Consider the following 12,210-nt stretch of genomic DNA (forward strand, 5'->3'; position numbering starts at 1 on the left):
CAATCGGTGGCTTCACCCCCATTGGCAATTCTGGCATCACACCCGTTACTGGCGGCTTAGCGGGCAGCGTGCCAATCGGTGGCTTCACCCCCATTGGCAATTCTGGCATCACACCCGTTACTGGCGGTTTTGCTGGCAGCGTGCCAATCGGTGGCTTCACCCCCATTGGCAATTCTGGCATCACACCCGTTACTGGCGGCTTAGCGGGCAGCGTGCCAATCGGTGGCTTCACCCCCATTGGCAATTCTGGCGTAATGCCTTCCACTGGTGGCCGAGTGGGGGGCTTAATCACTGGCGGCTTAAAGTTTGGCGGGAACACAATCCCACCTGGATTTTGATTGGCTGAGGCGACAAATTGGCGTGAATGGAGCTGAGAATTTTCGCCCGGATACGCATACAAGATATGCGTTCCACCCCAATCCTCAGGGTAATTGGAGACAGTCAAACGCAAGCCAGGTCGGCTCTTGCTCCAGGTATCAACCGGCAAATCGCCGCCACCATGAGGATCAAAAGCGGCGGTAGTGCTCACATCGTATTTACCCGGCGTTTTGGTGGCCGACAAAAATACCGCCTGTTTCGAGTCGACCGTTTTACCTAAATAAATAATCCGGCCACAAAAGCCACTATTGGAGCACCCTGCATAAGCCCAACTCGGCAGCACTACAAATGCTAAAGAAATCAGGCTTGTGAGTGAATTTATTTTAAACGTCATATCTACTCCAGTCGTCATCTTTGCCAGCCGCGGCAATACAAGTCGTGGCTCAGCAATTCAATTTCATTGGTTTAATCTTCGCCAGCAACTCACACATCGGAGTGCTTGTAATGCAAATACATTTTTCACATCAAAATCCTTAAACAAAGCTTAAACCAAGTGAAAAGATAAAAAAACAAACTCCGCATTTGTGGCCTTTTTTAGGCAAAATTAGAACAGTATTTAAATGAGTCCATAAAAAAAGCGGCCAAGGCCGCTTTTTACTTTGTATGGATCACAATGCTTTATTTACGATTAATCGCTCGCCAAGCAATATCATTACGATATTGCGCGCCATCAAAATGAATATCGGCCAAAATTTCATACGCGCGTTTTTGCGCCATTTTGTAGTTTTCACCAAATGCGGTAACACACAACACACGGCCGCCACTGGTGATTGGCTCACCCGCTGCATTGAGCGTAGTACCGGCATGGAACACATGACCGTCTTCTAAATCACTCGGTAAACCGGTAATCACATCGCCTTTGCGCGGGGTTTCTGGGTAATTGGCCGCAGCCATCACCACGCCCAAAGCCACCCGACGATCCCATTCGCATTCCACTTGATCCAGCGTGCCATTCACACCGTGCTCGCATAAAGTCACAAAGTCTGACTTCAAGCGCAGCATAATCGGCTGCGTTTCTGGATCACCAAAGCGGCAGTTAAATTCCAGCGTTTTGAGTGAACCATCTGGGCTCACCATCAAACCGGCGTACAAAAACCCAGTGTATTCGATGCCGTCTTTGGCCATGCCTTGCACCGTTGGCAAGATGACTTCACGCATTGCACGCGCGTTGATTTCTGGCGTGACCACTGGGGCTGGGCTATACGCGCCCATGCCGCCCGTATTCGGGCCTAAATCGCCGTCAAGCAAACGTTTATGATCTTGGCTGGAGGCCATCGCCAATACGTTTTTACCATCGACCATCACGATAAAGCTGGCTTCTTCGCCGGTGAGGAATTCTTCAATCACCACGCGAGCACCAGCGTCGCCAAATTGATTGTCTGACAACATCGCATCCACCGCCGCGTGAGCCTCAAGCAAATCCATCGCAACCACGACGCCTTTACCTGCAGCTAAGCCATCAGCCTTAATGACAATCGGCGCGCCTTTGGCGTCGATATAGGCGTGCGCTGCGGCGGCATCGGCAAAGGTTTGGTAATCGGCAGTTGGAATGCCATGACGCTGCATAAAGGCTTTGGCAAAATCTTTAGATGATTCGAGCTGAGCGCCCGCTTGCGTTGGGCCAAAAATCTTCAGCCCAGCCAAACGAAACGCATCCACAATCCCTTGCGACAACGGCGCTTCTGGGCCGACGACGGTTAGCTGGATGTTTTCCGCTTTGGCAAATTCAATCAATTCTGAAATAGCGGTGATTGCGACATTGGTGAGATTTTTTTCGAGTGCAGTCCCTGCATTACCTGGCGCGACAAAAACTTTAGTCGAGCGCTCAGATTGGGCTAATTTCCAAGCTAATGCATGTTCACGGCCACCTGAGCCAATGACGAGGATATTCATTTCTTTCTTACTCCAAGCGCTGATTAGTAATCAAAGCGGGAAAATATAAACAACACATTGCCATTATTACTACCACCTGGAATATAAGTCGCATACAGATTGACCTTGTCATATTTCAGAGCAACTAAAGGCAAAGCAAAAGGCAACGGGACATAACTGCCGATATCACTGCGCGAGAACAAACCCGCAGTCAAACCCGCACCCGCTTTAAGTGGTCCTAAGACATTCCAGTACCACATATAGGCATAGCCGATATGGGTCTCAGGCTTGCTATGCGAATCAGAAAACATCATCGCATAAATCATTTCTTCATTATTATTGGGTAAGCTGCGATACAAGCTAAGGCCGCCGCCATACGCCAATTCGTTATAGTTATCGATTTTATCTCGATCATAGGTGCTGCGATTATGCCAAGCGTAGCCAGAGAGCAATAATCCGGTTTCGCCTTCATTCCAAATACCACTAATATTGCTGCAGGCCTTATCAAACAGCCACCAATCGGCACAGTCTGCTGCTGATACATTGGCCGCCAACAATAGCCCGATACACATTGCCCATATTTTTTTTAATGTCATTGTTTTAATAATTCGTATAGTTAGAAATGTATTCATCTTCCCGTGAAATACGAACTCTATTGGTTCGTTAATTGGTTTTTATTATTAGTATTTTTTTATGTCTATCACCTCGGTAGCGCCTGAGCACCACCGAGGTCGCACTCAATTAATGACGGAAATGACGAATGCCAGTCATCACCATTGCGATGCCATGTTCATCAGCCGCCGCAATCACTTCTTCATCGCGCAAACTGCCACCCGGTTGAATAATCGCTGCCACGCCGTTTTCGGCAATCACATCCACCCCATCACGGAATGGGAAGAACGCATCTGACGCTGCGACCGAACCGCGTAATTCAAGACCGGCATTACGCGCTTTAATCGCGGCAATTTTAGTTGAATCCACACGGCTCATTTGGCCAGCGCCAACGCCCAGAGTTTGGCCGCCTTTGCAGAACACAATCGCGTTTGATTTAACAAACTTGGCCACATTCCACGCGAACAACAAATCTTTCAATTGTTCTGGCGTCGGTTGCAACTTGGTCACGACTTTCAGATCGGCCAACATCAAGGCATGCACATCGGGTGTTTGCACCAACAAACCACCGCCAACACGCTTCAAATCAAAACGGTTTTCACCGCTTTCAATGGCGATTTCCAAAACGCGAACGTTTTGTTTTTTGGCGATCAAGACCAATGCTTCCGCTGTGTACGACGGTGCAATCAATACTTCCAAGAATTGCGTCGAAACTGCTTCAATCGTATCGGCATCCACGGTTTTATTGAAGGCAATAATGCCACCGAAGGCACTGGTGGTATCGGTCGCTAAGGCTAGGCGGTAGGCGCTATAGCTGTCTTTACCTATGGCAACGCCGCAAGGGTTGGCGTGTTTAACAATCACACATGCAGGTTCAGCAAATTGCTTGACGCATTCCCACGCAGCATCCGAATCAGCGATATTGTTGTACGACAATTCTTTACCTTGGTATTGCTTGTAATTGGCCAAGCTGCCTGCGGCTGGATCCAAATCACGGTAAAACGCCGCTGATTGATGTGGATTTTCGCCGTAACGCATGTCTTGCACTTTTTCAAACTGCAAGTTTAAGCGCGTTGGGTAAAGCGCTTTTTCACCGTCGGTAGTCAATGCCGTCAGGTAATTTGAAATCGCGCCGTCATACGCTGCGGTATGGCTAAAGGCTTTTTTCGCCAAGTTTTTGCGCGTTGCCAACGTCAGTGCGCCAGTGTTAGCTTGCATTTCTTCGATCAATAAATCGTAGTCAGCCGCATCAGTGACAATCGCCACGTGCGCGTGGTTTTTGGCGGCTGAACGCACCATGGCTGGGCCGCCGATGTCGATGTTTTCGATGGCGTCTTCATAGCTGCAATCGGGTTTGGCAATCGTCGCTTCAAACGGATACAGATTCACACAAACTAAATCAATATTACCAATGCCATGCTCGCCCATGGTGGCCACATGTGCGTCTAAATCACGACGGCCTAAAATGCCACCGTGGATTTTTGGATGCAAGGTCTTCACGCGGCCATCGAGCATTTCAGGAAAGCCGGTGTAATCGGCCACCTCAATCACGGGTAGACCGTGATCGGCGAATAATTTAGCGGTGCCACCGGTCGAAAGAATCTCGACGCCTTGCTGATGCAAGGCTTGGGCAAATGCTAATACACCAGTTTTATCCGATACGCTGATCAAGGCACGGGTAATTTTGCTCATCATGCTTCCTCTGTTTGAATTGAAACTAGACCCCACGGGGTCGATTTATAACAAATCGTAGGCTTGTAATTTTTTACGCAAGGTATTGCGATTAATGCCAAGCATTTCTGAAGCGCGCGATTGATTACCTTCAACGCGCTGTAGCACGTTCACCAACAGCGGTTTTTCCATGCGAGCCAAAACCATTTCATACAATGCACTCGGCGGCTCACCATCTAGGTCATTAAAATACTGCGCGAGCGATTCATTAATTGCCGTTGCAATCAAGTCGGTGGGGGTGGTCATTCAATCTCCCGATTTTTCGGTATTCGTTATTGTCTTCATCACACAGCTGTTACGCTATTCTGATTCGTTCGCTGTGTTGCGGTATTGCAGTCGCTCGCCAAAATTGAGCAAGCTTTTTAAATAGGTATCGACCGCTAGCGCTTGTCCAGCGGTTGTTTCCTCGGCATACATCGTTTGCCTAAATTCATTACTGCCATGCAAACCCTTGGTATACCAAGCAATGTGCTTACGCGCGATTCGGCAACCGGAATATTCGCCATAAAACGCATACAAATCATCCAAATGCCCGAGCAATACGCCATGAATTTCTAGCACTTCGGGCGGCGGCAAGGTTTCACCGGTCGCCAAAAAATGCGCAATTTCACGAAATAACCAAGGTCGGCCTTGTGCCGCACGGCCAATCATAATCGCATCGGCCCCGGTTTCTTTCAGTACCAAGGCCGCTTTGGCCGGAGTATCAATATCGCCATTGGCAATCACCGGAATCGAGATTGATTCTTTGACTGCGCGAATCAATCCATATCTGGCCTGCCCTTGATACATATCTTCGCGCGTGCGGCCATGAATCGCCAATGCGGCAATCCCGGCGTTCTCGGCCAACTGAGCAACGCGCAAAATGTTTTCGGCGCCATTGGCAAAACCCAAGCGCGTTTTGAGTGTCACAGGAACATCAACGGCATTGACCACGGCATCTAAAATATCGCCAACCAATTGCTCGTTTTGCAATAAAGCCGAACCCGCCAACTTATTGCAGACCTTCTTGACGGGGCAGCCCATATTGATATCCACAATCTGCGCGCCATTGGCGACTTGAAATCGCGCTGCTTCGGCCAGCATTTTGGGATCTGATCCGGCGATCTGCGCCGAAATCGGCGCCAGTTCACCTTCAAAATTAGCGCGCAGCAAAGACTTTTGACTTGAACGCAAAGCCACATCGCTGGTCATCATTTCTGAGACCGCATGCCCGGCGCCAAACTGTTTACACAATTGACGAAAAGGACGATCAGTCACTCCCGCCATGGGCGCAACGATCAGATTATTTTTTAACTGATACGGGCCAATCTGCATGGCATTCAAATCATTCAAGGGGAAGGCGCGGATTCTACATCGTGCCTAAAAAATAGGCAACAAAAAGCGGCAAAAAGCCGCTGTTTTTAGCGCCAATTGCCGATCAAATCCAGCTATGCCGCAAGACGTAATTCTGCTCGTGCCTCAATCCGCCATTCTTGCATTGGCGGCAAGGCTAGCACTGCATTCATGTATAAATCTAACGGTGCAGGCACTGAAATTCCGTAAGTTACAAAGCGCGTCACCACCGGTGCAAAAAAAGCATCCACCCAAGAAAAATGCCCAAACAAAAATTCGCCATGCCCAGCAAAGCGCGCGCGGCAATCATGCCAAATCGCCAATACCCGATCAATATCCGCCTGCAGCGCATCACTCATCACCACCGAGTGCCTTTGAGTCACATCCATAGGACACATTGTGCGTAAGGCCGAAAATCCAGCATGCATCTCAGCACAAACCGAGCGCGCATACGCGCGCGCTACAATGTCTTGTGGCCATAATTTGGCCGCTGGATAACGTTCCGCCAAATATTCCGCAATCGCTAAGGTATCCCAAATATGCAGATCACCATCGATTAAAACCGGCACTTTGCCGCTAGGCGAGAACTGCAAGCGCGCCACCAAGGCATTGGGCGCATACAAATCATGCGCCACTTCGTCAAATTTAATCCCTGCGACTTTCATCCCCAGCCACGGCCGCAAAGACCATGAAGAGTAGTTTTTATTCCCAATCACCAATTGCATACCTAACTCCATCCGCCATAAATAAAGCCCAAATGAAGTCAATCATTCAGGCTCTGCCCTCAATCACACCTGCCACAAGCAACGCTCACTAAAGTCCTTAAGCGCTCGTCTTCTAGTACCGCTTTGCCCAGCTGTACTCAGCACGGTTGCGGCTAGGACGCCTGGTGATAACACCTTGTGATAACACCTTGCTACCCGCACTTAAGTAAGATCGACCGATTTTCCCTCAACTGGAATTTTTATTTGAAAACACGTGCCCTGCCCAAGCACCGAAGTACAACGAATCGAGCCGCCTAATTTTTGCGTTACCAAATTAAATACAATCGGCAAACCTAAACCAATCCCGCCTTGATTGCGCTTGGTGGTATAAAACGGATCAAAAATTTTGAGCTGCTCTAGCTCATGCATGCCTTTGCCATTATCTTGCACGCTAATTTGATAGCAATTCTCTATTTTGGCCACCACCACATCAACCTGCCCATTATCGCCAGTATCAAAAGCATGAATTAAGGCATTTTTAAGTAACTGTCTTAAAACCTTGATTAAAACCCCGGGATAACACAGGCAAATCCATTGTTCATCGCAATGCACATCAATTGTAATTTTATTTTGATTGTACTGATTACTCAACACCACTTCATCAACCATGTATTGAATATCTTCTTTTAAATCGACCGAAGAAAAAACATCCACATCTTGATCCACCGCAACCTCTTTAAAATTATTAATAATCGTAGCAATCCGATGTAGATTTTTTAATGATAATTTAATACTTTGGTCAAATTTATCGAGATAATTTTCTAACGATTTTTTCTTTAAGGATTGATCCGACACCATTTTACTTAATTCATTATTCTCATCTTCCATATAGCTAGTGGCCGTGATGCAAATACCAACTGGGGTATTAATTTCATGCGCCACGCCAACGACTAAAGCGCCCAAGGAAGCCATTTTTTCTGTTTCAATCAGATTTTTTTGCGCCTTGGCCATTAAATCAAAAGCATGCGTTAGCTCTTGGTTTTTTTCGATCACAATATTCGTTTGCTCGGTCACTTCGTTTTGTAGATCGCCAATAAATTGCTCGGAAAATCGAGCCCTTACCCTAAAATTAAATAGTGAGCTAACAATCAAGCCAATAAAACTCAACACAGCCAAACTAATCATGACATTATTTTTAGTCGCCGCACGAGCAACACTGGTCGCATTTCTTACCTCTTGCAAATAATAAAACTCATTAATACGCGACATAATCTGACTTTTAGCTTTAAAATAATCCTCACCATAAAGCTGACTCACTGCCGCTGGCGTAATATAATTGCCCTCCGTTTTGGGTTTATTTTGCGCCACTAATTTAAATACATTTCTTTCTAACTCAGCCAATTGATCTGAGCTGGCTTGCGCGGCGCGCAATTGAAGTAATTCTTGCTCAGTAAATCCATTTTGATCTAATAACTGCCGCAAACTCACCGTTTGGCCATCCGGAAAAGGCGGTACGCCTTGATGGGGCATTAATAAATCCCAATACACCCGATGATAGTTTTCTGGTCTGGGGCGAATCCCATTTCTAATCTCAAGAATTTGATTATAAAACTGCAAAAACTTGGTATTTCCCGTTGCCGCATAAGCACGGGCCATTAACGTTAATTGATCAGAACTTAAACGCGTTTGCTCAGCCAATAAATAAGATTGATAGCGACGATCAGTCGCCGCTTGCCGTTCAGCCAAAGTGACATAGCTAAGATAAACAAAAATAGCCGCCAACACCGCACACAGCAGCGCCAAAACCGCCGACCACTCTAGTCTTTTAAACTGTTGCTTTGTCTCTTGCCTCATCCTCTGACTCCAGCCAAACCATTATTTTGCCCGCACTGTGCTGCCCAACAGCCACTTGGCCCAAAGTCGCACAATCATCACGTCTGGCGAGCCATCACCATCAGTATCATGCATTTGCCGGTCATTTGCTGACTCATTTAAAAAGCAAATGCAATATAAACAAAAGAAAACAGCAAGAAAAAACACCGATCCGCCGTTTCTGCGCCTCACTGCGCCACAAGATGAGCGCATGCCCCCATCATCCATCGAGATATTCATATCCAGTACTGATTGCACATGGATTGGCGAAGCAGACCCATTGATCGCTAACAACAGCCTTTCGCTCTTGCTTGGCCGCTGACTGCACTGCGCCAAATCAACCCGTCCGCGAGCATGAGGTATGGTGCATCGGCCAATGCAGGCGTAAAAAAACCGCCGATAATTTGGCGGTTTTTTTGCGATCTAATCCGGCATCAATTCAGTTGCACGGTATAGCCGGCTTGATTGCTTGGATGATCTTTATTTACAAACACAGCGCGGTCGTTTTTCACCATTAATACTTGGAAAAACGGTTTAAAACGCTCATCGCTCACACCAAATGCCGCCTGAATCTTGGCAAACAAGGCTTGTTCTTCTGGCTCAGCTTCGCCATCAGAGAATGCTGAATCGAGCAGATTCATCAAAATGCACATTTTTTGCGCGTCGGTTAATACCGGCGTCGCTTCGGCCAAGAACGTATCAATCGAATTTTTTTGGCGATACGCCAAAGCGCGGTCAAGCAACTGTTTATTTTGCGCACCAACACCAATCGCGCCACTGCTTGATTTTTGGCCGCCCAATACTGACAACAAATGGCCGACTTCTTCGTTATCCATCTCGCCATCAGCCGACATCATGTATAAAAGGCCAGTCGCAAAAGCGAAATGTGGACTCATCGTCGTGCTAGTGTCGCTCTTGAACATATCAAACAAACCCATCTCAATTCCCCTTTTTATAAATCAATCAAATGAGTACTACGATCTAGTCAATTCAGACCTTGCGCTCTGCAATGAGTTCCACATCTGCCGCAATCTATTTAACAAATTTATTAGGTATTAGGATGCCGCTTTTAAAATCCTTAGTCCTCAGACCAATACATCCGAAATTTTGGCCTGCAACTTGAAACTGTGCGAAAAAAAACCGCCTGAATCAATCGGGCGGTTTTGTGTGATATCGAGGGCGTGCTTAGCTGAAAGCGCGACGAGCTAACTCGCCAAGCCGATAGCGACAGTGGGACGCGAGCCACCCAACCGGGCTGCTTAAGCTTCTGGTGGCTCTTGTTGAATATGTATCGTGCTCGTCGGGAAGGCAATTTGCGCGTGGTGCTGCTCAATAATGGCCGCAATTTGCAATAACACATCTTGCTTCACCGCATGAAAACGCACCCAGTCGGTGGTTTTGGTGAAGGTGTACAACATAATATCCAGCGATGACGCGGCAAATTGATTGAAATTAACGATGGTGGTTTGCGTCGAATCAATTTCGGGATGAGCGTGTAGCATTTCTTTAACCTGGCTGACAATGCTATGCACTTGGGCAATATCGTCATACCGCAGACCGATGGTTTCGCGAATGCGGCGATGCGTCATACGCGAAGGGTTTTCGACCACGATGGTGGTAAAAATCGCATTCGGCACGTAAATCGGGTTTTTATTAAAGCCGCGAATCCGCGTATGCCGCCAAGAAATTTTTTCTACCGTGCCTTCAATCTGTTTATCGGGCGAACGGATCCATTCACCCACGCTAAACGGTCGATCCAAATAAATCGTCAAGCCACCAAAAAAATTGGCCAGCAAATCTTTGGCGGCAAAACCCACCGCCAAACCACCAATCCCACCCGCCGCAAGCACCCCTGAGACACTAAAACCGAGCGTCTGCAAAATGCTCAGCGCGGTGGCAATCACGACGATTAACCGCCCCAGTTTAGATAAGGCATCCACCGTCGTCGAATCAACACTTTCGCCGCGCTCATAGCGATCACTCAAAAAGCTTTGGCTGGTCAAAGCAATCAAGCGAAATAAGAACCAAGCCAAGCACAGCGTCACCCCGACACTGCGTAATGGCGACGTTAAACCGACGAGATTGACATGCAAATACTGTGGAATCAGCGTCAAAATATAGCTAATCCCCAACACCCAAACCAAACTACGCAAAGCCGGACGGGCAGCATGCACTAGCACATCGTCCCAGCGGGTATTGGATTTTTGCGCCAACCGCGTCACTTGACGCAGCGCATACGCCAGCAAGGCATTCACCGTAACAATCACCAAAATGGCCAATAGCACGCGATAGACTTCGGGCGTGTCAAACAACAGCGTTTTAAGTTGCGTAAACCAAGTGTCCACCGGCGGGTTCCTTATATAGTCAATTTAAATCAAGCGCCGCGACATGCTCAGCGACAAAGGAGCGTACTTTGGCATTACACACCAGCCATGTCTGCGCCAAATTACCACCCTCTCGCCGCATCAATATAAATGATGATTGCCCAACGCCCACGGATTTCCACCCAAAACCACGGCCAACACCGCCCGAATCAATCGGGTGGTTTTTGTATCACAGCGTAGGGCGCCAATGAGCAAAGCGAATTGCGCCGAGCACCCGTCGAGCCACCACAACACACAATTCAATTCACCCATTGTGCAATTTGCATGCAGATCGGTGCAATTGACGCAAAGCCGGTGCAATTCGCTAACGCTCATTGCCCCCTACGATGGCATCGGATTCGGATAGATTGCGACTTACGAGTGACTCGATTGCGTCACCAAGGCGTGAAAGGTCGAATATGGCCAGTCTTGCACATTGGCAACCAAGCCATGTTTAACCGGATTGAAATGAATGTAATCCATGTGATTCTGAAAATCCCGCTCATCTCGGATCAAATGCTCCCAGAAGCGCCGCTGCCAAATGCCACGCTCACCACGACGCACGCGAGCGGGATTTCGCCATTCATCGGTGGGTAGGTTGCGAGAGAAATAGGCTTTAATCAATCGCCAACGCAATGAGAAATCTGTATCTCCGGCGGGTAATTCAAGAATGCAGTGCAGATGATCAGGCAACACCACCCACGCATGAATTTGAAATGGATGTCTCTGCCGCGTATAGGCCACCGCCTCACGCAGCAGATCGATGTGTTGCACCAATAAAAAATTGTTGTGGCGTTCCAGCAAGGTCACAGTAAAAAACCACGTCCCACCCGGTAGCCATGTGCGGCGATAATTAGGCATGCACGCAGTATCGCCACCCCATCCGTAAAAGCAATCGCAAACGTAGGGCGACAATGAGCAAAGCGAATTGCGCCGAGCAATCGTGGAGCAACCACAGCACACGATTCAATTCACCCATTTTGCAATTTGCATACAGATCGATGCAATTGACGCAAAAGCCGGTGCAATTCGCTAACGCTCATTGCCCCCTACGATTACATCGATTCGGATCGATTGCGGCTTACGAGTTAAAGCTCATTGCGACTTACGAACCATCCGTAAAAGTAACGCCAAACGTAGGGCGTCAATGAGCAAAGCGAATTGCGCCGAGCAATCGTGGAGCAACCACAGCACACGATTCAATTCACCCATTTTGCAATTTGCATACAGATCGATGCAATTGACGCAAAAGCCGGTGCAATTCGCTAACGCTCATTGCCCCCTACGATTACATCGATTCGGATCGATTGCGGCTTACGAGTTAAAGATCATTGCGACTTACGAAC

General features: G+C 47.9%; 11 protein-coding genes and 1 pseudogene. 1 reads left to right on the forward strand and 11 read right to left on the reverse strand.

Annotated features, from left to right (window positions below; genetic code table 11):
* From Q0V82_RS15205 to Q0V82_RS15240, 8 genes and pseudogenes are all read right to left on the reverse strand, one after another.
* Nucleotides 1–712 (reverse strand): annotated as a pseudogene (locus Q0V82_RS15205) (hypothetical protein); the annotation flags it as partial.
* 284 nt (nucleotides 713–996) lie between these two features.
* Complete coding sequence (gene purD / locus Q0V82_RS15210; protein ID WP_288841863.1) at nucleotides 997–2,271, reverse strand: phosphoribosylamine--glycine ligase; 1,275 nt, start codon at nucleotides 2,269–2,271, stop codon at nucleotides 997–999.
* Nucleotides 2,272–2,294: 23 nt separating this feature from the next.
* Nucleotides 2,295–2,846, reverse strand: a complete 552-nt coding sequence (gene pagP, locus Q0V82_RS15215; RefSeq protein ID WP_297577074.1) for a lipid IV(A) palmitoyltransferase PagP — start codon at nucleotides 2,844–2,846, stop codon at nucleotides 2,295–2,297.
* Nucleotides 2,847–2,991: 145 nt separating this feature from the next.
* The gene (gene purH / locus Q0V82_RS15220; RefSeq protein WP_297577091.1) at nucleotides 2,992–4,554 is read right to left on the reverse strand and encodes a bifunctional phosphoribosylaminoimidazolecarboxamide formyltransferase/IMP cyclohydrolase; all 1,563 of its coding nucleotides are present in this window, start codon (nucleotides 4,552–4,554) and stop codon (nucleotides 2,992–2,994) included.
* A 45-nt stretch (nucleotides 4,555–4,599) separates the two neighbouring features.
* On the reverse strand, nucleotides 4,600–4,839 hold the full coding sequence (locus Q0V82_RS15225) for a helix-turn-helix domain-containing protein (protein ID WP_173532493.1): 240 nt from the start codon (nucleotides 4,837–4,839) through the stop codon (nucleotides 4,600–4,602).
* Between the two features lie 54 nt (nucleotides 4,840–4,893).
* Complete coding sequence (gene dusB, locus Q0V82_RS15230) at nucleotides 4,894–5,907, reverse strand: tRNA dihydrouridine synthase DusB (RefSeq protein ID WP_297577078.1); 1,014 nt, start codon at nucleotides 5,905–5,907, stop codon at nucleotides 4,894–4,896.
* Between the two features lie 113 nt (nucleotides 5,908–6,020).
* Nucleotides 6,021–6,650 carry a glutathione S-transferase family protein gene (locus Q0V82_RS15235; protein ID WP_297577080.1) on the reverse strand — a complete coding sequence of 210 codons (630 nt, stop codon included), beginning with the start codon at nucleotides 6,648–6,650 and terminating at the stop codon, nucleotides 6,021–6,023.
* Between the two features lie 201 nt (nucleotides 6,651–6,851).
* The gene (locus Q0V82_RS15240; RefSeq protein ID WP_297577082.1) at nucleotides 6,852–8,483 is read right to left on the reverse strand and encodes a sensor histidine kinase; all 1,632 of its coding nucleotides are present in this window, start codon (nucleotides 8,481–8,483) and stop codon (nucleotides 6,852–6,854) included.
* A 148-nt stretch (nucleotides 8,484–8,631) separates the two neighbouring features.
* On the opposite strand from Q0V82_RS15240, the gene Q0V82_RS15245 reads away from it, so the two are divergent.
* The gene (locus Q0V82_RS15245; protein WP_297577083.1) at nucleotides 8,632–8,823 is read left to right on the forward strand and encodes a hypothetical protein; all 192 of its coding nucleotides are present in this window, start codon (nucleotides 8,632–8,634) and stop codon (nucleotides 8,821–8,823) included.
* Nucleotides 8,824–8,935: 112 nt separating this feature from the next.
* Here Q0V82_RS15245 and Q0V82_RS15250 read toward each other — a convergent pair whose 3' ends face one another.
* From Q0V82_RS15250 to Q0V82_RS15260, 3 genes are all read right to left on the reverse strand, one after another.
* Complete coding sequence (locus tag Q0V82_RS15250) at nucleotides 8,936–9,439, reverse strand: TerB family tellurite resistance protein (RefSeq protein ID WP_221021461.1); 504 nt, start codon at nucleotides 9,437–9,439, stop codon at nucleotides 8,936–8,938.
* A gap of 321 nt (nucleotides 9,440–9,760) precedes the next feature.
* Nucleotides 9,761–10,846 (reverse strand): mechanosensitive ion channel family protein, encoded by a 1,086-nt coding sequence (locus tag Q0V82_RS15255; protein ID WP_297577087.1) that lies wholly within the window; start codon nucleotides 10,844–10,846, stop codon nucleotides 9,761–9,763.
* 393 nt (nucleotides 10,847–11,239) lie between these two features.
* On the reverse strand, nucleotides 11,240–11,725 hold the full coding sequence (locus tag Q0V82_RS15260; protein ID WP_297577089.1) for a transposase: 486 nt from the start codon (nucleotides 11,723–11,725) through the stop codon (nucleotides 11,240–11,242).
* Nucleotides 11,726–12,210: the final 485 nt, after the last annotated feature.

It is taken from the genome of uncultured Deefgea sp., from assembly GCF_947072475.1.
Taxonomy (GTDB): Bacteria; Pseudomonadota; Gammaproteobacteria; order Burkholderiales; family Chitinibacteraceae; genus Deefgea.

Bases quoted from the DNA above. Each gene is read 5' to 3' on its own strand.
- purD (WP_288841863.1), bottom strand. From the start codon at position 2,271: ATGAATATCCTCGTCATTGGCTCAGGTGGCCGTGAACATGCATTAGCT.
- pagP (WP_297577074.1), bottom strand. From the start codon at position 2,846: ATGACATTAAAAAAAATATGGGCAATGTGTATCGGGCTATTGTTGGCG.
- purH (WP_297577091.1), bottom strand. From the start codon at position 4,554: ATGAGCAAAATTACCCGTGCCTTGATCAGCGTATCGGATAAAACTGGT.
- Q0V82_RS15225 (WP_173532493.1), bottom strand. From the start codon at position 4,839: ATGACCACCCCCACCGACTTGATTGCAACGGCAATTAATGAATCGCTC.
- dusB (WP_297577078.1), bottom strand. From the start codon at position 5,907: ATGCAGATTGGCCCGTATCAGTTAAAAAATAATCTGATCGTTGCGCCC.
- Q0V82_RS15235 (WP_297577080.1), bottom strand. From the start codon at position 6,650: ATGCAATTGGTGATTGGGAATAAAAACTACTCTTCATGGTCTTTGCGG.
- Q0V82_RS15240 (WP_297577082.1), bottom strand. From the start codon at position 8,483: ATGAGGCAAGAGACAAAGCAACAGTTTAAAAGACTAGAGTGGTCGGCG.
- Q0V82_RS15245 (WP_297577083.1), top strand. From the start codon at position 8,632: ATGCAATATAAACAAAAGAAAACAGCAAGAAAAAACACCGATCCGCCG.
- Q0V82_RS15250 (WP_221021461.1), bottom strand. From the start codon at position 9,439: ATGGGTTTGTTTGATATGTTCAAGAGCGACACTAGCACGACGATGAGT.
- Q0V82_RS15260 (WP_297577089.1), bottom strand. From the start codon at position 11,725: ATGCCTAATTATCGCCGCACATGGCTACCGGGTGGGACGTGGTTTTTT.